General features: G+C 41.0%; 18 protein-coding genes. 2 read left to right on the forward strand and 16 right to left on the reverse strand.

Going from position 1 to position 23,780, the window contains the following annotated elements; all coding sequences use genetic code 11:
* Positions 1–162: 162 nt before the first annotated feature.
* The 11 genes from ACFFIP_RS10610 to ACFFIP_RS10660 form a co-directional block, all read right to left on the reverse strand.
* Positions 163–663, reverse strand: coding sequence for a c-type cytochrome (locus tag ACFFIP_RS10610; protein WP_382387605.1), 501 nt, complete (start codon positions 661–663; stop codon positions 163–165).
* A gap of 25 nt (positions 664–688) precedes the next feature.
* Positions 689–1,354 carry a tetratricopeptide repeat protein gene (locus ACFFIP_RS10615; RefSeq protein ID WP_382387606.1) on the reverse strand — a complete coding sequence of 222 codons (666 nt, stop codon included), beginning with the start codon at positions 1,352–1,354 and terminating at the stop codon, positions 689–691.
* A complete protein-coding gene (locus tag ACFFIP_RS10620; protein WP_382387607.1) occupies positions 1,342–2,697 on the reverse strand; it encodes a tetratricopeptide repeat protein in 1,356 nt (451 codons plus the stop codon). The genes ACFFIP_RS10615 and ACFFIP_RS10620 overlap by 13 nt, the downstream gene beginning before the upstream one ends.
* A complete protein-coding gene (locus ACFFIP_RS10625) occupies positions 2,679–4,859 on the reverse strand; it encodes an urea transporter (protein ID WP_382387608.1) in 2,181 nt (726 codons plus the stop codon). The genes ACFFIP_RS10620 and ACFFIP_RS10625 overlap by 19 nt, the downstream gene beginning before the upstream one ends.
* 17 nt (positions 4,860–4,876) lie before the next feature.
* Positions 4,877–6,235, reverse strand: coding sequence for an alanine racemase (locus ACFFIP_RS10630; RefSeq protein WP_382387609.1), 1,359 nt, complete (start codon positions 6,233–6,235; stop codon positions 4,877–4,879).
* Between the two features lie 15 nt (positions 6,236–6,250).
* The gene (locus tag ACFFIP_RS10635; RefSeq protein ID WP_382387610.1) at positions 6,251–7,291 is read right to left on the reverse strand and encodes an ATP-grasp domain-containing protein; all 1,041 of its coding nucleotides are present in this window, start codon (positions 7,289–7,291) and stop codon (positions 6,251–6,253) included.
* A complete protein-coding gene (locus ACFFIP_RS10640) occupies positions 7,284–7,541 on the reverse strand; it encodes a PqqD family protein (RefSeq protein WP_382387611.1) in 258 nt (85 codons plus the stop codon). The genes ACFFIP_RS10635 and ACFFIP_RS10640 overlap by 8 nt, the downstream gene beginning before the upstream one ends.
* Before the next feature lie 401 nt (positions 7,542–7,942).
* A complete protein-coding gene (locus tag ACFFIP_RS10645; RefSeq protein ID WP_382387612.1) occupies positions 7,943–11,059 on the reverse strand; it encodes an efflux RND transporter permease subunit in 3,117 nt (1,038 codons plus the stop codon).
* A 10-nt stretch (positions 11,060–11,069) separates the two neighbouring features.
* Complete coding sequence (locus tag ACFFIP_RS10650) at positions 11,070–12,119, reverse strand: efflux RND transporter periplasmic adaptor subunit (protein ID WP_382387613.1); 1,050 nt, start codon at positions 12,117–12,119, stop codon at positions 11,070–11,072.
* A 5-nt stretch (positions 12,120–12,124) separates the two neighbouring features.
* Positions 12,125–13,447: a TolC family protein gene (locus ACFFIP_RS10655; RefSeq protein ID WP_382387614.1), complete on the reverse strand. Its 1,323-nt coding sequence runs from the start codon at positions 13,445–13,447 to the stop codon at positions 12,125–12,127.
* Positions 13,448–13,463: 16 nt separating this feature from the next.
* Positions 13,464–14,045: a TetR/AcrR family transcriptional regulator gene (locus tag ACFFIP_RS10660; protein ID WP_382387615.1), complete on the reverse strand. Its 582-nt coding sequence runs from the start codon at positions 14,043–14,045 to the stop codon at positions 13,464–13,466.
* A gap of 163 nt (positions 14,046–14,208) precedes the next feature.
* Between ACFFIP_RS10660 and ACFFIP_RS10665 the strand changes: the two genes are divergently transcribed.
* Complete coding sequence (locus ACFFIP_RS10665; RefSeq protein ID WP_382387616.1) at positions 14,209–14,685, forward strand: DUF1905 domain-containing protein; 477 nt, start codon at positions 14,209–14,211, stop codon at positions 14,683–14,685.
* A gap of 21 nt (positions 14,686–14,706) precedes the next feature.
* Here ACFFIP_RS10665 and ACFFIP_RS10670 read toward each other — a convergent pair whose 3' ends face one another.
* The 5 genes from ACFFIP_RS10670 to ACFFIP_RS10690 all read right to left on the reverse strand — a co-directional run bounded on the left by ACFFIP_RS10670 (position 14,707) and on the right by ACFFIP_RS10690 (position 20,441).
* On the reverse strand, positions 14,707–15,306 hold the full coding sequence (locus ACFFIP_RS10670) for a hypothetical protein (RefSeq protein WP_382387617.1): 600 nt from the start codon (positions 15,304–15,306) through the stop codon (positions 14,707–14,709).
* Entirely contained in the window at positions 15,299–15,793 is a 495-nt protein-coding gene (locus tag ACFFIP_RS10675; RefSeq protein ID WP_382387618.1) for an RNA polymerase sigma factor, read from the reverse strand. The genes ACFFIP_RS10670 and ACFFIP_RS10675 overlap by 8 nt, the downstream gene beginning before the upstream one ends.
* 9 nt (positions 15,794–15,802) lie before the next feature.
* On the reverse strand, positions 15,803–16,693 hold the full coding sequence (locus ACFFIP_RS10680) for an alpha/beta fold hydrolase (protein WP_382387619.1): 891 nt from the start codon (positions 16,691–16,693) through the stop codon (positions 15,803–15,805).
* Between the two features lie 109 nt (positions 16,694–16,802).
* A complete protein-coding gene (locus ACFFIP_RS10685) occupies positions 16,803–17,435 on the reverse strand; it encodes a nitroreductase family protein (RefSeq protein ID WP_382387620.1) in 633 nt (210 codons plus the stop codon).
* Between the two features lie 126 nt (positions 17,436–17,561).
* Positions 17,562–20,441, reverse strand: a complete 2,880-nt coding sequence (locus ACFFIP_RS10690) for a ligand-binding sensor domain-containing protein (RefSeq protein ID WP_382387621.1) — start codon at positions 20,439–20,441, stop codon at positions 17,562–17,564.
* A 253-nt stretch (positions 20,442–20,694) separates the two neighbouring features.
* Between ACFFIP_RS10690 and ACFFIP_RS10695 the strand changes: the two genes are divergently transcribed.
* Positions 20,695–23,775, forward strand: coding sequence for a SusC/RagA family TonB-linked outer membrane protein (locus tag ACFFIP_RS10695; protein WP_382387622.1), 3,081 nt, complete (start codon positions 20,695–20,697; stop codon positions 23,773–23,775).
* Positions 23,776–23,780 lie beyond the last annotated feature (5 nt).

Here is a 23,780-nt window from a genome sequence, read left to right on the forward strand (position 1 = left end):
TAGTCGACCAGTATTATACGTGTCAAGGAAAAAATCTAATCAAAAATCCCCAATCATGACTTTAGATTTTCAAAATCAAAAAATTGCAGCATAAAAAAGGCTGCCCTTTTCGGACAGCCCCTAAAATCTTTTATGAACATTAATTTTTTTCAAAATAGTCTATTACAGCTGCCTGTTTTTAAAAGCCTCCCATTTCTTCTTCCAGTCTTCAGAAGACAGGTCATTATCGTAGATGTAAGCAGCAATTAATTTTATATCCGCCTCATCTACATAAATCCCAGGCATCAGGCCGAAATTTTTGATCGCTCCTTTCATCTTTGCTTTTTCTTCATTAGGCTTTTCGACAAAGCTGATTATGCTATTGGTAAAATCCTCTTTAGTAACTCCCTCCTTGTAATAATGGCGACGGACCATAAACATAGGAGGGCCTAACCTGCTTGCAGGTCCACCGGTCATGTCTGGATTATGACAACTGAAACACTGCTGTGCCATCATTTTTAGGGCTTTGAAATCATGTTGCTGAACATCCTGAAAGGCGATTGTTGGCACATTTTCAGGTACAATAGGAGAAGCATCTTTTGTCTGAAAGGCCAACAGGAACAATAATCCAATAGTAATTACAGCTAATCTTCCTGATGCCGGAAATATGGAATGGAGGTTCATAATTTTTATTTGACAAGTGATAGGGCTATTTGATTAATTTTAAACCTTCCATGGCAGATTCATCGCCCGGATTGTTCATGAGGACTTTTTGGAACAATACTTTAGCCTCTCTTGTCTTCTGAAGGTTCAGTTTGTTCCAGGCCAATAAGAGTAGTCCGTCATAGTCAAAGGGGTACAGATTGACCACTTTTTCAATGTAAGGATCGGCTTTATCATAATTGCCCCGATTGTAATAAATCAGTCCCACTCTATAATTGACCAACGAGTTTTGCGGATCGGTCTGCAGGATTTTATGGTAAATTTCAAGGATCTTGTCCCAGTCTCCCTGCATAGAAAGGGGTAAGACAAGACCCAGCTTAGGCTCGATGGCATAAGGTTTGAGATTCACGGCTTTCTTATAGTAGTCAATGGATTCCTTTAACTGTCCTCCCTGATAGCTGAGCCAACCTAGTCGAAGATTAATTTCGTAACCATCAGCCTGGTAAACAGCCTTTAGCCTATCTGCTGCAGTTTTGAAATTGCCAGTTTTTTCCAGGTCATAACTCTGCTTGAATGCATTGATGATATTGTCCTGGGCCATTGATTGACCCGCAAGCAGTATGGCAAAGACCATTAGTACATATTTCAGTGGCTTAAAGAGTATCTTATTAAGCCTTGCTGAGTAAACTGAATTTTGGATTAAAATTTCCATGATGAGATCGCGGTTATGGAATGGATTTGATATTTCTTTTGATTAAAGTCTTCTCCAGTAAAAGGTACTTGAATAAACTGACTTTGATTATTCATATAAGTATAATCCAAGGTCAATGACCATTTAGGTGCGGGAAGGAATATCAATCTTCCCCCCAACCTTTGCTTGACAATGTCCATGCGGTTAAAGATGACAAGGCCATCTTTTAGAAAGAAATTGTCCATTTCTCCAAAGGTGCCATAAGCTTCAGCCCAAAGCCAATTACTTACTTTTACCCCAATTTGCTGATCTACAAGGGTTCTGTTAATGACATTTCCATCCCTAAAGTCTTGATTTTGGTGGGAGGCAGTGGTGATGGTATATAGATTGAGATTTCCTAAGGGATACAGGGTCAGCCTCAGATCTGTCTGGTTCTGTATGAAATCAGCGACAGTTCCCCGATAATAGGCAGCACCCACAGTGATGAAGTCAAACCTTTTGTATAGTGAAGCAAAAGCAACCAGATCATTATTGATGACCCGCGAAGGTATAGATCGGATGGTCGGCCTTCCAGGTGATCCACTGACTACTTGCGTAATTGTCTCAAAACTGGAATTGATGAAGTGAATCCCCCCAGATAGGGTCAGACCTTTTGCAACAAGTAAATTGGCTGCTGCATAATATTGGTGCAGGTTAGAAGGGAAATCATTTTCTGTAATTGCTTCACTAGAGGCTTGAATATACCTGAGATGGCTGACCTGTAGGTTGGAATAGCCATGGTAAAAGGACAACCTTGGTGAAAGATGATGTTGCAGCCCAAGGAAAAAATAGTGGTGCTGTCGGGGAATGAATTGGGTGCCATCTCTGTCTAAAGGGACATCTGAAGTGAAATTGTCCAAGATACTGGGGTCAGCAATGCCTGTGTAATTATAGGCAAGATCAATTCCTTCTACAAAACTCCACTGATCAGTTGCTGTTTTTCTTTGAAGGGATGGCGGAAATCTGGAGGCCAGTACCTTGGCATCTGCCTGCCTCCCGGAAAATAAATAGGCAAAGTAAAGATACTCTTTGACATAGTCTTCAGCATCGTTCATCTGATGTGCATTATCAAAATGTCGCACAGCCAAATGGTAATTTTGTTTTTCATAATAGGCAATTCCCAATCTGACCCTTAGGTAATAATAATCCATGCCCTGATCCAATGCTTTATTGGCTTCGGTAATCAGCCCGTCCCAGTTTTTTTGCTGGTAAAGTTCATAGGTAAGTCTATCCACTTCGGGTAAGCTTTTGGGACTTTGGGCATAAACGATATTTGGCCAGGTGAGCATCAACACGATGCCCATGGCTAAGATGCTTCTATCCATGATAATTCATTTTTTGAATGTTTGGATTGAAAATGAAATCTTTTGATTCCAGTATTATCAATGAAGAATTCAAAGGAAGCGGTATCCAAGGTCCTGCCAAAGGCAGTTTTTCGGACTTCTCCTTTTAATTCAAGGGGCTTGAGCGAAAGTCCCTTCCCTTTTTCGGGATAGCGTAAGCGGTATTCCCCTTTGAGGTATAGATAGAATGGGGCAGCAAAATCCTGAAGGAATATTTTCTTAGGATGGAATACCATATGCAAAGGATAGCTGTCGCTTATTTCAAGTCCATTGGTAAAGCCAAAGCTTATTTTGAATGCCGCCAAATAGAATTGGTACAGCATGGACCTTCTATCGCCTTCAAAATGGGTGAAATGTAACATAGCCTCATCCAGTTTGAAATAGGCTTTTGCTCTGGAGTTTTCACATTCCAGATATCTGTTGAGCAAATAATCTCTTTTTACCTGCCAAGTGATTTCTTCGTTGTTAGTGGTTTTGAATTTAAGCTGGTCACCGATGACAAAGGAAAATGCTTTTTTCAGGCTGCTATGTGGAGAGAGAGAGGAAACCAAAGCACCCATAGGTGGATTGGCCACAGATTTTAATGATTCCATACCTTGATATCTCATCCAAACATCAGAAATCGGATAATCTATTGTTTTAGATCCCAAGTAAGGAGTTGCCTGCAATTGAAAATGCAGGTGAGGGTAGGGGGAGTTACCGGAATTGCCCAGTCGGGCTATAATATCCCCTTTTGTCACTTTTTCTCCTTTTTTTGGAAGAATGCTTTCCTTTTTGAGGTGGCTTAATTTGCTGTAAAGAAATTCTGCATGCTTGATGATGATCGTGTTTCCCCAATTCTTTTCCAGATTTCTGGTTCCGATAGGGTTATCATCGATATCATTGACGACCTCTTCTACGATTCCGTCCGAAGGGGCGAGGATATTTTTGTCATAACAGTAATAGTCTGAAGCATAGTCTCCTTCATTTTTATAGGTTTTGCCCTCTTCATCTTTTATTTCAAAATCCCAGGCATGTTTCCAGTCATCCTTATGGGTGTAGGGCCCATTATGTCCTTGCGTCACTGTCCATTCACCAAAGAAGGGAAGATAGATAGGGATAGGACTGTCCTTGCCAAAACGCTCCATGAAATTGCTGAATTGGTACAGGTTTTTTTCCGGTGAGTTTTGCTGCCAGAAAATGGTGCTCAATCCAATCCTGTTGTCCATTCTGAACTTCAAGCCATACAGGATGGTCAGCACCGCAAGGTTGAAGGGAAAGGAGTGCACAGGCAGATAGAAAATGTTCAATATTTCCTGCAGAGAGATGCTTAAAACGGTCAGCATGGGGATGATGACCAATAAACTCAAATAGGAACTTTTGTTGGGGATGATAAAGAAACCTCCCAAAGCTATCGCAGTAAGGATGAAGTTGAAGCCGATATAACTGTATGAGATTTCCGTAAAAGGAACACCCAGTAGGATGTAGAAAAGATAGGCAATGTAAAAGCCTATCAACGAAAGAGTAAATCCAATCCTGGAATAGATCAGGAGTCCTATGGCAGCAAATACCCCGGCAAACACATTTTGCTGGAAGAAAATGGCTCCAAGGGATAAAAAATAGGTTTTCAGAGAAGAAGGAAATGGGAATTGGTTCCACCATTCATACATTTGGACCAATTTGGTTCCACCTAAAAGGTACAGCTCATTGAGTACATAAATGCCCCTTTCGCTCAGACCGAGGGCCTCAAATTGACGGGAAGCCAGCCTTAGCAGCCAAAAGACCGAGATAAATGGCAAGCTCAGGAAAGGTAGGCCATATTTTCCCAGAATTCCTTCAAAGGCAAGGGAAACAAATAGGGTCAGAACCCCTGAAATGATGATCAAAAAAAGTAATAAGGGCCCAGGCTGAAAGTAAATGGCCAAACCTACCCCCACAAGCAGCGAATTGAATCCATAGAATCCCTGACGGATATTGAATTCATTGAGCCCAATGAAATATCCTGTCAGGAGTGCCGTGGATACAGATATCAATCCATAAAGTCCCACATAGAAATCCACAAAAGTCAATAGGAGAAGGATAATTCCAAACCATTTGTTGTTGGAAAAGAAAACCTGCGCGTAACTATTTAACAGGGCCTGTGGATACCATTCGAACTTTTTCATGGATCTGGGCAGTCTTATTATAGATTGAAACTTTGGAGGTACTCAGGTATTATTTCCTGGGCATTGATGGTTTCCAAGGTTTCCTGTTTTCTGATCAGATGGGACTTTCCTTCCTTGTCCAGGAGAATGATGTTTGGACGCATATTGATGAATTGAAGCCATTGGGTATTGTTGTAAGCTCCAACACGTCTAACGACGTAATGATCTCCTTTTTTCAAAAGGGGAAACATCACATTGCCCCGGATGACATCAATATTCATACACAACGGACCATAGATGGTTGTGTCCTCTGTCTGTTCGGATATAGGTTCAATGGGACGGATGTCATGCTCATACCAAAATGCCGTAAAGAGCAGATTGACCCCCGCATCTATGATGGTGGCCCTTCTGCCGTCAGACAAGCGCTTATTGGCAAGCACTGTTCCGGCCAGATAACCGGCTTCATCAATCAAGGCCCTGCCGGTCTCCAATATCAGCATGGGGAGATGTTCCGGTTTGATTTCAGAACTCATCAGCGCTGAGGTGATAGCCTCTGCAAAATCATCAAATGAAGGAGCGGTATCAGAACCAGGATAATAGGCACCTCGGAGCGTGTTTTTAGATGCAAAGCCCCCACCTAAATCTATGTATTGCAGTGCATGGCCATGTTTTTTCTCTAGACTGACTGCCAACTGCGCCAATTTGGAGGCAGCAATCCGATAGGCCTCTGTGGTCATCATATAAGTGCCGATGTGGGTATGCAAACCGATCAGGTCCAGATTTTTTGCTGCCATGATGCGGTTCAGGGCATCCCAGGCTTCTCCGTTTTCAAAGTTGAAGCCAAACCTGTCCCATTTGGGATATACCCCCACATCCATATTCACACGGATAGCAACTTTGGGTCTTTCTTTAAGCTCTTTGGAAAGATGGATGATGTCATAGAGTTCATCGAAATGGTCTATATGTATCAAAGAACTGTTTTGAATAGCTTTTCGCAAATCCTCAATACTTTTGTCGGGTCCATTGAATATGATCATTTCACCAGGGACTCCATTGGCCAGGGCTTTGTCATATTCAAAACCTGAGACTACCTCTGCCCATGCGCCTTCCTGATGGAAGATGTTGCATATAGCATTGAGGTAATTGGTTTTATAGGACCATGCAAACTGTACGTTCGGATACCGGGAACTGAAGGCTCTGTAGGCTTCTTTGTACGTTCGGCGGATGGTAGCTTCAGATAAAATGAATAGGGGAGAACCAAATTCATTGATCAGCGATTTAATAGAAACACCATCTATATGGGATATGGGATCCAGTTTTCTCGCCATGCCGTATTTGCTTGGCAGACCGGCATTGAGTCTTTGGATGATGGGTCTTTCAAAAGTTAACTTTTCCATGGCTTTAGGGATTTTTTATAGTTCGCCTTTGGTGGCCAGTTGTTCAAATTCATGTAAGTCAGTAATCATATCATAAGAGTATCGGATAAACATTTTTCCGACCTCATAACCTTTAAAAGGTTCTACTTCTTCACCCATGGCCAATCTGACCAGTGCTTCAGGAAGATTCTGTCCAGCTGCTACGGCCAAGTATACCCATGCAGGCAACCGGGGATTGATTTCGATCAAGTAAAGTTCATTTTTGGCTGTCCGGATTAATTCCAGTTCCATGCCTCCTCTCCATTGGGTCTGGGAAATGATTTTGTCGGTCAGCTTCATCATCGAGGGATCTTCCAAGGTGATGCCTCCCCAGGCCTTTCCTTTGTCTGTAATGTAGGTTTTGCGCATGGGAACAGCGCCGATTGTATTGCCTTTACCATCTCCTAGTGCGATGACATTGACCTCTGTGCCTTTTACAAATTCCTGAATCACTATGGGTAGTCCCCACTTTGCAGCGATTTTATTGAAGTACAGGGAAACCTGGTCCAGATCATAGGCGATGTAGGCATCGTAAAATTTACCTTTGACGACAACAGGAAATTCAAACTTGTCTTTATGCAGTACAAAATCCTGGACACTGGTGATGGCTTCGCTATAGGGAACATTGACCCCGTACTTTTTACCATATTCAGGAAGGTTGGACTTATGCCTTTCTTCAAATTGCTTGATTGTGGGCAGAAAGGTATTGATGCCCATTTCCTGAAGGACTTTTTCAGATTTCATAAAAGTGAAAAGCTCCGAGTCAAAATTGGGAATCAGGACATCAATCTGTTCTTTTTCATGGATATACCTTAGACGCTCAAGTAGCGGCTCGACCCCATCAGAAGGGTAAGGTACTTTGTAGGTTTTGTCTACCAATTCATGCATATAAGCTCCTGGTTCAAGATTTTCATAAGCCAGGCCTATGATCCTTGCATCCAGGATTTTAGAGTCCCGGATTCCACGGATCACGGGAATTCCAGGGCCTGGGCTGTCAATATTGTTCAGTCCGGATAGGGCAATTGTGAGCTTAGCCATTGTTTTCAGATTCGGTTAGATTGAACTGCTTTAGGGTCGCAATAAAATCGTAGAAATACCTGTCAAACGTTTCCTGATCGACCTCGTACTTTTCCAATATGGCCTGTGAGACTTCTTGATGGGTATGGTCATTTTTGATGAGCTGAATGATTTCCAGACCTATGGGATTTAAAGAGAAGGATTCTCCCGACATGGGGTCAAAGACAAACCCCGAATCACTGATGGCGATATTTTTTTTGATTTTCAACATGGCTATAGGAGTTGTAATTGTTGCGTTTATTTTAAGAAAGTTACAACTTCTATTTAAGCCTTTTTATGACTTTTGTCACTTGATTGAGTGAATCTATCGGGTTCAAAGTTTTTGGTGTCAAGGTTGAAAAATTGGTGTCAAGGTTGAAAAATCATTAGTAAGTCATTTTTCGGTACTTGATAGAACCTTAAAGACCTTTGGGGCTTTGAGAACCCCAAAGGTTTTCAATTATTTCACAGAATGAAGGCAAAGAGATTCGCAATGACTGCAATGCGGCTTTTTAATTTTAATTAATGAATTTTCCGCGACCCTTGCTTTACCGCTGCGACCACCGCGAGTATCTAAGATTTCCAATATCTATGACCTTCGGGGTTCTTGAAAACCCCAAAGGTCAAAATTCTTTAAACAGTCACTTCTTCGGCTTTTTTCGTTTTTCTACTCAATTTTCCCCGCAGTTTTTCCATGGCTTCATATACTACGGGTACCAAATAGACGGTGAGTATCAAGGAGGAAACAAGCCCGCCAATGATCACCCAAGCCAGTCCGTTTTTCCATTCGGATGCAGTTCCTGCTGCTAAGGCGATGGGCAACATGCCAAAAACCATGGAAAGGGTCGTCATCAGGATAGGTCGCATTCTTCCTTTGCCTGCTTCCATCAAAGCATCTCTGACACTTAGCCCTTTTTCCCGCAATTGGTTGGTGAAATCCACAATCAAAATCGCATTTTTGGTCACCAAACCCATCAGCATGATCAGTCCAAGTAGCGCAAACAAACTGAGGTTGTTCATAGAAAGATTGAGTGCCAAGAATGCGCCGATAACTGCCACCGGAATGGAGAATAAGACTACAAATGGATAAACAAAACTGTCGTACAAGGCCACCATGATCAGGTAAATTAGCAGGAAGGAAATCAGCAGAACAGAACCCAAAGCGCCGAAACTGTCATTTTGCCTTTTGATATCGGAACCCCACACATAGCTGATGTCTTCAGGAAGCGGGTTTTCTTTGAAGTAAGCCACCACTTCATCGGCTACTGTTCCCGAAGGCCTTCCCAAGGCGTCTGCCGTAATGGTCACCGCAGGTTGTCTATCCTTCCTTTCCAACAGCGAAGGAGACTTATCCTGCACAATATCAGCTACCTGTGCTAAGGAAATCGGCATACCCATTGGATTGACCAAAAGGAGCCTTTGAATATCATCAAAATTTTGGCGATTGAAATTGTCCAATTGCACACGGATAGGATACTCGGTGCCTGCTTGGCTTAAAATTGCATCATCATTCCCGCTTAAGGCATGGCGAAGGTTTAATCCCACGTAAGCATTGCTCAGCCCAAGACGTTGTAACCTGTCCTGATCTGGAATAACCTGAAACTCCTGACCACCTTCTTCCACAGATAATTTGACAAAGTCAGCTCCCGGAATATTTTCGATAACGTTTTTTAAATTTTTGGCTTCTGCCATCACCCTTTCCTGATCTGGACCGCTCAAGGTCAGTTCGATGGGTGCAGACCGAGGAACCAAGCCTAAGGCAGACATGGAATAGCTGGCACTAGGAAACTCTTTTTTGAGTTCTTCCCGTACATTTTTCATGAAAGTTTCTGTAGGGATATTGTCTCTTTCTTTGGCATCTTTCAACTGTACAGTCAGTTCGGACTTATATGCTGACCCCACTCCCAAACTCCCGATCCCTGTACTTGGACCACCTATGTTACTGAAGACAGTGGCTACCTCAGGCTGTTGAAGCAGAAATTGCTCCACTTCCAAAGTCCTGATATTGTTTTCCTTGATGCTGGTGGATTTGTCATATTCCAGATACATCCTGAATTTCCCCTGATCACCTGTGGCTATCAGTTCTTTTCCGATAATTCCCTGTTTCATAATCAATCCGGTCATGGCAAAAAGGCCAAGAATGATTCCTGCAAAAGCCAGTTTATGATCCAATACCCAGGCCAGTTGCCTTCCATACCAAGCAATGAAACGGTCCAATTGCCCTTCAAACCAGATCAAAAAACGGTTAAAGGCATTTGTCGGCCTAAGGTCTTCTGACTTACCAATCCGAGAAGCCATCCATGGCGTCAGTGTAAATCCCACCAACAAACTTGTCATGGTGGAGGTAATCACGACTACCGAGAATTGCTTCAACATGTCGGCAACGAAAACCTGTAGGAAGAGTATAGGCAAAAAGACCACCACATCGACCAAGGTGATGGAAAGTGCCGAAAAGCCAATCTCCATTCTTCCTTCCATGGATGCAGCCCGCTTTTCTTTACCCATGTCCAAGTGTCTTTGGATATTTTCCAGTACCACGGTAGCATCATCCACGAGAATACCGATGATCAATGACATGGCCAGAAGGGTCATTAAATTGAGGGTGTAGCCCAAAATCCACATCACTGCGAATGCTGTAACCAATGAAGTGGGAATGGCCACCAAGACAATCAGGGAGTTTCTGAAACTTCTCAAGAATAAGAGCATCACCAAAGACACGAGAATTACTGCCAATATCAGGTCAAAAACCACCGAGTTGACTGCCGCAATGGTATTGTCAGTGCTGTCATCGGCAAGGATAAAACTCACCCCATCAGCGGCATGTAGTTTTTCGATTTGGGCCAACTTTTCCCGTACAGCTCGGGAAACATCTACCGCATTGGCATCCCCCTGCTTTTTGAGCATCAGACCGATGCCTTCCTGACCATTGTATCTACTCACAGAAGTAATCTCTTTTATACCGTCTTTGACAATTGCCAGATCCCGTACATACACAGGACTTCCGGGCACAGGCATCGCAACCTGTACTTGTTGGATATCTTCCAGGGTTCGGAATTTTCCTGTCAGCCTCACGGCACTCTGTTCCTTGTCTGTTTGGACTAGGCCTGCAGGAATGTCCAAACCGGAGCGGTTGATGGCATCTACTACTTGGCTAAGGGACACCTTGTACTGACGGAGTTTTTCTTGGTTTATTTTGACCTGTACTTCGCGCTGTTCTCCCCCCAAAACGGTAATCTCAGCTACCCCTTTGATCTGTTGGATTTGAGGAAGGTATTCGTCTATCAGATTTTGGTAAAATGCTGTGCTGCTCAGGTTACTCGTAGCAGTGATAGACATGATGGGCAGATCATTGGGGGAGACTTTGCTCATTACCGGTGACAAAACCTGTTCGGGTAAGTCTTTCCGGATATTGTCAATGTACCGCTGTGCATCTAACATGGCCTGATCCAGGTCAGTACCATATTTCATGTTGGCAATAACTACTGAGGCATTTGGAAGGGATTTGGTTACCAAATAATCTACTCCTTCCAAATTGGAGAGTGCATCTTCGATTTTTTGGGAAACAGAACTTTCAACTTCTTCAGGTTCTGCACCAGGATAAACCGTCTTGATAACCACTACGGGCTGATTAAAATCCGGCATCAATTCGTAGGACAAGTTGGTAAATCCGATATAGCCAAGCAAGATAAATATACTGAAGAGTACAATGATCAGTGAAGGCCTATTGATGGAAATGGAGGTAATGTTCATGGCTTTCGGATTAAAGGTTCGTGATGACAGCAGCGCCTTCAAATACATTGATCAGTCCTCCAATAATGACGACATCATTTTCTTGGAGACCTGCACGGACAAGTACCTGATCCTGTATTCTTTTTTCAATTTGAATCCCTTGGAGGCGGGCTTTACCATCTTTGATCACGTATACCTGTGGCTCCAGGTCAGAGCCAACTATAGCTGCTGAAGGGATCACTATTCCTGTAATGTCCTTGTCGGTTGTTAAAGTCAAGTGGCCGAACATGCCTGCTTTAATTTCCTGTTTGGATTGGTTAGAGACGATGATTTCAATAGGGAAACTATTGGCAGGATTGCCACGGCTCCCTATCAGGTTGACCTTTCCTGTAGTTTCTGTAGGAAGTGAAGGGATGCTTACTGTATAGCTCTTACCCAATTCAAATAATTTGAGGTCTTTTTCCGGTACCTGAATGCCCAATTTGACCTGAGAAATGTCAGTAAGCTGCAATAGTGGCTTGCCCGGTGCGGCAAAATCCCCTTCCTCTGTAAGTTTAGCCGTCACCACACCATCAAAGGGTGCACGGATTTGACTTTTGCTGATTTGTTCTTTCAGGGTACTGACCTGAACATTGGCTGTTTCCAGTGCCAATCCGGTTTTTTCCAATTGAATTCCCTGAATGGCATCATTTTCCACCAAAATGCGGTAGCGTTTGAGATCCGCTTCGAGTCCTTTTACCTGAATTTCAGCGGCCTTGAGTTGCAGCTGAAGCAGGGCGTCATCTAGTTGGATAAGCACTTGGCCTTTTCTCACAGTAGAACCTGATTCGACCAAGATACGGTTGACTTTGCCCTGTACTTCTGCACTGAGTTTACTTTCTCTATTCGGTTCAAAGGTTCCCGTGAAGCTATATTCGGGATTGATGTTGGTTTGAGTAACCTGTAGAGCAGTAACTTGCACAGGCTTTTCCTTATCATAGAGGTAGACACGCTCTTCTGCAATTTGCTTGTTGGTAAGCAGTTTGGCGACCATCAGGGCCACAAGCGCCAAAGGGATCAGGATATATAGGATCTTTTTCATATGTTTCAATTCAATAAGTTTCCACTGGTTTTTTTGATGTCAAGATTTGCTTTTAGATATTCCACCATCGCATTGAGATAGAGTTGCTGGGCATCTCTCAGGGCATTATCAGCCAACAAGACTTCAGTCAGACTGGCCAATCCTTCCTGCTGTTGGAGGATGGTTCTTTGGTAGACGGATTCTGCCAATTGGATCTGTTGCTGACTGGTTTGGAGTTGGCTTTTGGCTACATGACTCTGCCGTAAAACATTTTGGTGCAACATGTCAGTTTGTTCGACAATTAGATCCTGCTGTAGTTGATTGTTTTCCAGTTCCATTTTTTTCTGACTGATTTTCTTATGAGTAACCGAGCCGTTGAAAAGTGGCATGTTCAGTTGGACGCCCAAAAAACTTACCGGATAGAAATTCAGGAAGGATTCAGGGTCACCTGTAAAACCAAATCCTGTCCTGCCATAATTTCCATAAATGGCAAGGCTTGGGATTCTGCTGTTCTTAAGGGTTGTCAATTCCTGCTGCTTGAGTTGCAGTTGCTTCTCTTGTATCAATTCATCCAGGGTTTTTTGCTTTGACCAATCTTCAGATTCATTGAATCCAATGGATATTGGAATATCCATGACGGCACTTAAAGGTAATCCTATGACAAATTTGAGGGCTTTCAGGACTGTCTCGTATTGACTTTCGACCTGTAATTCGGCACTTTCAAGCTGTTGGGTTTGTAGAAGTACCTTGTCCCAGTCTGTTCGCTGCGCAATAGTCTGTTCATACAGCAGGCGGGTATTTTTTTCAAGTTTCCTGCTGTTATCGAGGTTTTGCTGGATAAATGCGAGTTTATTTTTTAAAATCTGGGCGTTGTAATACAGGTTGGAAACTTCCAGGTAAACTTGTTCTTTGGTTTTTCCTTCCTGTAAAAAGGTGAGTTCCTGATAAGTTTGGGAAGCTTTAATCCCGCCCATTACTTGAGCATCATAGAGCGGCATTTTGAAGGTCAGATTGGCACTGATGTTATGCGGTACACCAAATTGGATTTCCCTGAACACACCTTCAGGGCCTCCAAATGCGGATTGTGGCATCAGCTGATAGGGGAGTTCAGTAAAATATCGATAATCACCTTGTATAAAAAGTTTCGGAAGGAGTTGTGCTTTGGCTTCTTTGTTTTTGAGTAAGGCAATTTCACCTTGGTTTTTGGCCATTTGTACATTTTTGTTTTGCACCATTGCCGTATCAAGGCATTCCTGCAAGGTCCATGTTTTCACCTGTGCCTGAGCTTGGATACTGAAGAGTGTCAGGATAGCCAAGGCTAATTTTAGTATGTGAGTATTTACTAACATTTTGAAGTAAATTTTTTTAAGGTTTCATAAGAGTGATCAACGCTTCGAGCATGTTTTTGCCCTGTCGGATAATATCGAACTGGAAATCGGCAATGCGCCATTTGAACATTTGCAGGCGGAAGGAACCCATGATGATATGTACGAGTTCTTCTGTGGTAATTGCTTGCGTAAATGTACCGGATTGTTGTCCCTGCATGATTAGGGGCATCAAATATTTCATTTTGACCTGCATCAGTTGCATAATAGCCTGATTGATTTTTTCACTTTCTTCCAATAAGCCATCAGAAAACACTGCCACTACAAAGTGTGGATTCGCTTTGAAAAATTGAAATTGACTTTGAAAGATCGCCTGAAATTTAATTTCAGGAGCAGTTTCTGGGAGGCATATCTGTGCCAGCCTTTCGTCCATATCAGCCCGCAGGTATTGGAGCAGGGCAAGAATGATGTCTTCCTTACTGGCAAAATGCCGATAAAGGGCGGCTTCTGAAAAACCAATTTCTTTAGCGAGGTTTTTGGTTGTCAGACCGCTTAAACCTGATGTTGTCAGGATTTTACCTGCTGTTTTGATTATTTCAAGTTGTCTGTCAGAGATTTCCATAAGTGTAAGTTAGTATTCACTAACAAATGTAAATGATTTATTTTGATTTAGAAATCGAAAGTTTGATTTTTTTTTGAGGACGTTTATGAAGCCGAGAAGTGAGGGGCGGAAAACACATACACTTTTTACTTGTTAAATCAGTACTTTTACTAAAAGGAAATACATGAATTACCTTATTGAAGATGAAGCGTTAGAGCTCAAGTATGTCCCGGGAAAAGGAGCATGGACATATCATATCATCATTCCTAATTCTAAAGACATCAAAGGAAAATGGGGCGATATCAAAGTGTCGGGAAGTATTGATGGCTATCCGATTACCCATATGAATTTGGCTCCAATGGGTGATCAGGATAAGCGCTTATCAATCAATGGTACAATCCGCAATGCTATTCAAAAATCCGGAGGGGATATAGTCACGGTCACACTTTACCTAGAATTAGGAAATCAACAACTTAATGAAAAGGAGATCAAAGATACTTTTAGTGAATCAGGAGTCTTGGCGAAATTTGAAAAGCTTCCAAAAGAAAAGCAGCAGGAAATGTTAGAGAAAATTTTAAAGTCCACTTCTGAAGAAAAACAAGTACAATTGATGGTGGACTATATTGACTTTCTGAATAACTCAGATTTTTTTGATAAATAACCTTTGAATTGAAAGGGAGGATCAAATCATCTCCTCCCATTCATGCAGATAAGCTTCAAGTTCTTCTATTCTTTGGATTTGCTTTTTGACTTTTAATCTAGCAAACCATGCCATCACTCCAAAATAAACAGTCGTCAGTACGTAGGAAAGTGCCCAATATTCCCAAGAAGCACCTTGGAAAAGCCCAAAATAATAAATATAAAAAGCCATAAGTAGGACTGTAAAATAGATGGGCATTCCTTTAGTAAGTATCCATTTGTTCATCTGCAGTTTCTGCTTTCTTTTCTTGATTTGCATTTTTGGGTTTTCATCTAGATTTCCCCAATCTGGCTGATAGCTATACCATTGGATTCCTAAAAACACCAACAATAAAACCGCCATGATACCCATTCCAAAATAGAAGCTGCTAGGTTGTCCAATAAAAGAAGTCCAGACCCAATAAATGACCCCAAAAACCACAGCAAAGGAAGCAGTCATTCCCAGATTGGTCCAAAGTTGCTTTTTTCTCCATGCTTCTGCTTGACCGATGGCTTTTTCTTTAAGCAATTCAATTTCTTTATGGCTGTCCTTGGCAAGTTTCTGCTTATGCCAGGAATTTTTCAATGCATCAAATTCATCCATGATTGTTCTTCATTAATTCCAATAATTTCTTTTTTGCCCTGTTGATTTTTACACCTACGTGATTTACATCTGTTCCCAAGATCTCAGCAATTTCCTTGTAAGAGAGATTTTCCAGAACCAAACCCAAGAGGAGTCGTTCATTATCTGGCATCAGTTGAATACAATGCAACATTTTTTGGATCAAGGGTTCAGTCTCCTGATCTCTTTCTGCAGGAATGTCAGGAATCTCTGAACGAGTAATCAGTTGATTCTCTTTTTTGACCTTTAAGCAGTATTTGATTGCTGTATTGACCGCAATTCTATAGATATAGGTGTTCCATTTGCTTTGAGCTTCAAATCTTTCCATGCTGTGCCAGATGGCTATTAGAATCTCCTGATAGAGGTCATTTCTATGCTCAGGATCAGAAAGGTAAGCTGTACAGATCCTGTAGATGCTTCCTTTTGATCCTTCCAGAATTTCATTGAATAGTGTTTTTTTATTTTCCACTGTGAAATTTTATTTGAGCACTGAAAGCAATTGCTGATGAAACCACTCTTCCTGATCCAGCATGATGAAATGCCTGCTACCTTCTGCGATGATCAATTGTAGATTTGGAGCTTTTTGGTATTGGGCAAGGTAAGTTTCTTCAACTGCTTGTTTGGTATACGTTGGGAAATCTGGATTTTCATCATGTGCCGCAAATACTGTAATTGGTATCTTGATATCCCTGAGCTTTTCTCTGATGTCATTACCCAGCATTTCATGCGAGCTGTAAGCTTCTGTTTTGGCATCAGATTGCATAGCCCAATCTACCATTTTATCCCAATATTCTTCACGTTTGGTCATGGATTGGGCTACTTGTTTTCGATATTGCCTGACCTGAACTTCCTCCAAACCTTCAAATGTTTTCATGTATTTTTTGGCAGCTTCTTCATTAAAATCCGTTTGCATATCTGGGCTGAAAGTTTGGGCAAAAAATGGCATGGCATCTACGATGACCAATTGCTGTATGGACCTTTTATCTTCCAAAGCGATCAACATGCTTATAAAACCTCCGATACTGTGACCTACAAGTTGGACATCCTTTAATTGATTTTCTTTGATATATTTTAGGATTTCTAGCTTGAAGCTTTCCAGATAGGGGCAATCAGAAAGAGGAGCTTGGCCTGCATAGCCAGGCAAGGTGAGAATGTGACATTCATAATCATCAGCAAGTTGCTGCGCAGTGGATTGCCACACTTCGCCAGAGGAAATCAATCCAGGAATAAAAATAACCGGCTTACCCGAACCGATTTTTTCTACTGCAAAACTGTAGTCTTGTCCAAAAGCAGTAGCGTGAATACCCGTAATGATCAAAATGATCAAGGTTGCAAGCTGTGATCGAAGTTTTTTGTTGATGGTTTCCATGTTTTTTTCTTTTTATCTATTAGTACCCTACTCGAAGGTTTTCTTACAGGATTGAAGAAAAAAAATGATTCCATAAAAAAATCCCAACCTATTTGGCCGGGATTTAAGTTTAGATCTTGACGAATAATTTATCTTTCGATCTTCTGACTTTCTTGGCATTGACCATATGATCAGCACTGCCATCCCTGAAACCTAATGCCAATAGGGAAGAAGCTCCCAATCCTTTTTCGGCCAAGCCCAAAATCTGATCAACTTCAGCAGCATTGAAACCTTCCATTGGTGTACTGTCCACTTTTTCCTCAGCAGCTGCAACCAAGGCTGTTCCCAAGGCGATATAAGCCTGCTTTGAAGCCCAGTTGAAAATTTCAACCTCGGTTTGCTTGGCGAAATGATCCTTGAGAAAGTTGGCATACTGATCAAGTGCTCCTTTTTCCATGCCTCTTTCTTCATAGACCATGTCGAAGTAAGTATCAATTTGCTCAGCTGTGATATTTTTCCACGCAGCAAATACCAAAAGGTGTGAACCTTCCACTACCTGTGGCTGCTTCACAGCAGATTTGAAAAGTTTTTCTCTGATCTCTTTATCCTCAATCACCAATACGGTAAATGGCTGCAAGCCATTTGAAGTAGCAGTCAATCGTATGGATTCAAGTATATTGTCTAGTTTTCCTGCGGGAACCTTTTGTCCATTCATTCTTTTGGCAGCATAGCGCCAATTCAAACTGTTTATTGTAGTGTTCATTTGATTGTCTTGTTAACTGATGTATATACATACAATAAATGAAATCAGTTCCAATGCGATCAAATTTTTTTGAAATTCGAATCCTTTGGGATCTGGTCTGATCTTTCTAATGGATATAGTTTGTTTTTAAAACTTTAAAATAAATTCCTGCAGGTTTTCGCTTCTTTCCAATTGCAGTTTTTTCCTTAACCTATATCTTGAAATTTCCACTCCTCTGGCGCTAATGTTCATCAGATAGGCTATTTCCTTAGTAGAAAGGTTCATTCTTAAATATGCTGTCAGTTTTATTTCCTGAGGGCTAAGGTTGGGATGTGCCTTTTTAAACCTGTCCATAAAATCACCATGCACCTGGTCAAAATGGATTTCAAACTGCTCCCAATCATTATCCTCAGCAATATTTTTGTCTATGCTATGGATGACCTTTTGAAGCTCATTTTTGACTTCCTGATTTTTACTTTTTTTGATGATTTGGGCCAGATGGGACTTGGTTTGGTCTATAAAACCGTTTTTATTTAACAGGTGCATGGTAGAGGAGGCCAATTCTTTGTTTTTGCTTTGGATCTCAGCTTCCAGTTTTTCAGTTTTAAGTTTTTCTAGTTCTTTTTGTGAATTCTCCAGGTCAGAAGATTTTTTGTCTAATTCCTTTTGTTGCTTAATGGTAATTTCTTTAGTCTTTTTCTGATATTTTTTGTCTATTCTTTTAAATAAAATGGCCAGTAGAATTACAGTTCCGAATACATAAAATACCCATGCCAAACTTGACCTGTACCAGGGTGGAAGGACTGTAAAGGTAAAAGTCTTGGGATCTGAAATTTGCCCATAGATATCCTTACTTTGGACATGAAAAGTATAGCTTCCTTCCCTTAAATTAGTGTAGGCTTTGTCTCTTCTGTTGGTCCAATCTCCAAATTCATTTTCCAGACCTTCAAGCCAAAACCTAAACTGAGTGGTACTTTCATTATTTGGAATCGTATTGGTGAATTCAAATCTGATGTCTGCTTGATGATATGGTAGTATCAATCCTTGCCCCTTTGTTTCTAGACCAAATTTTTGATCGATTAGCTCGGGATTTTTTCCTAAAGCTAAAAGGGAATCAGTTGGCTTGGTTAGGTATACCGCAGTAATCAAAGCTGGGTAGGATGGAGGCATAGATTTGTTATAGTCCATCCTATACCAGATAAATCCTTCATTGGCAGCAAAGAGCACTTCATTGGATCTCAAAAGAGAAACATTTTGGAGGTCATCATTCAAAAATGGGATTATTTTATTGAAGAGCTGATGGTTTTTTACATAACTGCCATCAACCTGCTTTTCCAATACACCCACTTCATTGACTCCAATGTAAAATATATTGCCTACAGGATCCTCAACCAAGCTGGTAATTAAAAAGTCCTCTTCGAAATAAGGTGCTAATATGGGATCTTTTTCAAACCTGTCTGTCTCCGGATTATAAATGTAAATACCATATTCGGTGGTGAAAACCACCCTTCCGCCAATTTTCCAAACGGAATTCAACAAGTTGGTAGGTAAACCATCTTTATTTCCATAGAATTTGGAATTTACCTCCTTAAAATCAGGAGATAGGTTTAATTTATAAATGCCTTTATAACCGTGAGACATCCAGATATTTCCATCTTCGTCTTGCTGGATCAATCTGGAAGACTCGTCAAAGCCTTTGATTTTTCTCAAAAAGACATATCGGTTCTTGATTTTTTCAAATAATCCCAATCCCATATAAGTGCCCGCAAGGATTAAATTTGGATTTTCCTTTAAGGGCAGGAAACTCCATACACCTTTTAACTCACTGATATTTTGAGCAATATTGTTTTTGATGATAAATGCGCCTTCATTATGTGCCAATAAGATATCATTTTCAATGAGGCCTAAGTGGTAGGATTGGCCTTCTGAGTTGGCGACTTTTGTAATTTCTAAGTTGTTTTTCGAAATTTTACTTACTTGGATATTGGTACCCAGGTAAATGTCATCCTGAAACTGTCTCCCTGAATATCCCGTGCCCAATATGCCAGATTTCGGACCCAGAACCCTGAATGGCAAGTTTAATTCTAAAAGGCTGATGCCATTATTATGACCCAGCCAAAGGTTTCCTGACCTATCTTCAAAAATTGAAATGACAGTGCTGTTTTGAAGGCCTTTTTCCAGATTCATGTGTAAATCCAGGCTCCCATTTTCATTCAAAATATAAAGTCCGTCAAACTGAGTGCCGATAGCAATATTTCCATTTTTCAATCTTAGGGCTTTATTTACCTTATTTAACTTTGGAAGTCCGACAGGGGTCCAAAGTCGGTAGCTTTGAGGTGAAAGCAAGTAAACCTCTCCCTTTTCAGTAAATATCTGCAGTTCACCTGATGAACTTTCAAGAATTCCACTGATCATATTGGAGGAAAATATTTGTGAATTTGGAAGGGGAAGTGCCTCATTCTTTTCAATTCTCAACAAACCTTGTTTGGAATCCTGTATATACAATTGGTTGTTGGTCAAATGAAAGCTTTCAAAATTCCCCTCACTATCGATGATGTTTTTTAAATTCCCTTTTTCGTCAAAAATGAAGATGCTCTTGAAAGAACAGAAAATATAATTTTGGTGGATTTTGAAAACCTTCCAGACCTCCTCAACATTTTGATATTTTAAAGGTAACTGAGTTACCCATGATATGAATTCAAGGTGGCCAAACTCATTTGGACGGAAATATCCAAATTGTCCCTGGGCGGCTATGTATATTCTACCATTGTTTTCAACCAAGATATCCCGGATTTTTGTGCTGTTTGGCAAAGAATACCTTGCCCATGACGTTCCGTCATATTCTAAAAGTCCAAAATTGTTAGCCACATAAAGTAGCCCATTGGGATCTTGTCCGATTGCATAATTCTGGATTCCTCCATTATATTCTTTGCTGGAATAAAATTTCGAAAAAGGAAGCCCAATCTGCTGCGCCTGAATAGCTGAAGAGACAAGATAGATTGCTAAAAAAAGAATTGTTTTATTCATCAGGCTTTATTTTAGGTCTTATGAAAGCTCAAACTACAAAAAATAAGTATTGATGTAATTAAAATGACAAAAATAATTAGTGATTGAAAAGGTCAAAAACAGCTTTAATTGTTTCATATGGTCTATAATTAATGAATTTGATGAGTTTTTGTGAAATCCTAATACAGAGCTTGATGTATTATTGATGTAGCTTTAGTTTTTGTTTGATGTGTTTTGTTTTCGTGATTAGCTGCGTATAATAAATCCAAAATACATGAAAAAATTATTTACGCTTTTATTGATGATGTGTATACAGTTGTCACTGTTTGCACAGAGCGGTTCCATAAGGGGCCAGGTATTAGATGAAAGAGGGGATCCAATCCCTGGCGCGAGCATTCTGAAAGTAGGGACAACTACTGGTACTGTTTCGGATTTGGACGGTTATTTCACTATTTCTGCCAGTCAGGGAGATCAGATAAGGGTTAGTTTTATCGGATTTCAGTCAAGGACAATAACTATTGGTCCTGAAAGTTCCTTAGTGATCAATTTGGTTACTGAAATTACATCTCTTAATGAAGTGATAGTTGTGGGCTATGGTACTGCCACTAAAAAGGAACTTACGGGAGCTGTTTCACAGGTTCAGGGAGAGGCAATTACCAAAATGAATATGCCTAGGATTGACCAGGCACTACAAGGTAAAATTTCAGGGGTTAATATTACGACCAATTCAGGTGCACCTGGAGGTACTTCGAACATCCGGATTAGGGGATTGGGTACTTTTGGAGACAATGATCCTTTGATTTTGGTAGATGGTGTAATCTATGATGCCGCGGGTCTAAATGCCCTTAACCCAAATGATATTGAGTCTATTAACGTCCTGAAAGATGGAACTGCCGGTATATATGGTGTGAGGGCAGCGAATGGGGTAATCCTTATCGAAACCAAAAAGGGTAGTTTGAACAGCAAAGCTTCTGTTGATTTTTCTGCTTATTATGGTGTGCAGGAAACTGCCAGAAAACTGAACCTGCTTAATGCCAGGGAGTATGCAATTCTTAAAAATGAAGCCTTTGCTGCCGGTGGTCAGACACCCCCTTTCAATAATGTCAATTTAGGGACCGGAACCGATTGGCAAAATGAGGTTTTTGAAACAGCACCTATTCAGGAATATAATCTGACCGTAACCGGTGGCTCAGAAAAAACTTCTTATTCTATAGGTGGTTCTTATTTCGGCCAGCAAGGTATTGTCGGTGGCCCAAAATCAAATTTTGAGCGCTATAATGCCAGAATTAATTTCACTACGGAGTTGGCTCCGAAAGTGAAGCTTACTAACATATTTCTATATACCCATGAAAATGCCAGAGGTATTGCTCAGGGAGGTATTGGATCCGTGTTGTACAATACTATTAATGCCTACCCAACCGAACCTGTTTTTGTAGGCAATAGGTATTCTTATCTGGAAAATGTGGCAGATATCATCAATCCATTGGCACAGATAGAAAACACCTTTAATGATAACTTTGTAAATAAAATTGTAGGTAAGGAAGAGATCTCCTATGATATTAATCAACACTTTAGCCTCAACGGAAGAGCAGGGTATAATTTTGCTTTGGTTGATGGGAAGTCTTTCTCACCTTTGGTATGGTATGGCCCTGGGAAATTTGCCAATACGGCCAGAAATGAAAATTTAGATCCGGTATTGGTAGATGTTGGAGGTTCTCAGATTGAAAGAGGGGCTTCTGTTTTTGAAAGTAGAAATTCTTTTTTGGATTATAACCTTGAGGCATTCTTAAACTATGATAGAACATTCAATGATATCCATAGGTTTAAAGGAACTTTCGGTGTTTCATATTTTGGCAATAGGAGTACAGGATTAAACGGTACAGCTTTCAATATTCCTAATAATGATCCAGCTTTTGCAGATATTTCTGCCAATCAGGCTCCTGGAGGATTTTTGAATAATACAGGTTCTTTTCAGTCCAGACAGAGATTGGTTTCCTCATTTATCAGGGGTGAATATGATCTGAAAGGCAGGTATCTGTTTTCTGCCATTTTGAGAAGAGACGGATCTTCTAATTTTGGGCCGAATAATCGATTTGGGTATTTTCCTGCTGTTTCGGCAGGTTGGGTGATTTCCGATGAGGATTTTTTTAGTTCAGGAGCTGTTGACTTTCTGAAACTAAGGGCAAGTTTCGGTGTTTCTGGAAACGATCAAATTGGTTTGTTCAGGTATAGGGGTTTGCTGAATGGTTTGGCCAGATATGTATTCAATGATTTTATCATCAATGGTGCTGCCATTGGAAATACCAGCAATCCTGATTTGAAGTGGGAAACTACCCTTCAGACCAATATAGGTTTGGATTTCACTTTATTCAGATCCATCGATTTTACTGCTAATTATTTCATTAAAGATACCAGAGACCTGTTGTTCCAGCCTGCGGTTTCGGCATTGCTGGGATCTTATGGACCTGGAGGAGCGCCACCTGTAATCAATGCTGGTAATGTAAGCAATAAAGGTTTAGAACTCGAAATCAGCTATGCAAGTCAAAGACCTACTGGCGTCAATTTTAGAATTGATTACAATGCCACATTTTTAAGAAATAGGGTTACCAAGGTTCCTGAAGGATTTGAGTTTATACCAGGTGCAGGATTTAGTGTAGGTGGAAATATTGCTACAAGGTTCCAGGAAGGATTTCCGATCGGATACTTCGTGGGCTACAAAACTGATGGGATTTTCCAATCTGAGGAGGAAATTGCCTCTAGCCCAGTTGTGCAGCCCGGAGCAAGGCCAGGTGATTTGAGATTTGTAGATGCCAACGGAGATGGCGTGATCAACTTCGGGGATGATTCAGACAGGACATTTATTGGTTCTCCGATTCCCGATTTTATTATGGGTCTTAATTTGGGCATGGATTATAAAGGTTTTGATATCTCTGCCAATATATACGCAGCTATTGGACAGGATATCATCAGAAATTATGAGAGACTTCAGCCTTTCGCCAATCAGTTGGCCTACAACGTCAACAGGTGGACTGGTCCGGGTACATCCAATGAAGTTCCAAGATTGACTACAGGACAGACCAGGAACACCGTATTCTCTGATTTTTATGTTGAAGACGGTTCTTTTGTAAGGTTGCGAAACGTGCAGTTGGGGTATACCTTACCTGACCAATTGACAAGTAAAGTGGGTATAAGATCCATGAGATTTTATGTGGCAGCGAATAACCTTGTGACTTTGACCAGATACATGGGTTTTGACCCAGATGTAGGGTCTGGCAACCCTTTGTTTGCAGGTGTTGACAATGGGATATTTCCACAATCAAGGGTAATCATGGGCGGCTTAAACTTTAGATTCTAATAGAC

The sequence above is a fragment of the Fontibacter flavus genome, from assembly GCF_042432905.1.
Lineage (GTDB): Bacteria > Bacteroidota > Bacteroidia > Cytophagales > Cyclobacteriaceae > Fontibacter > Fontibacter flavus.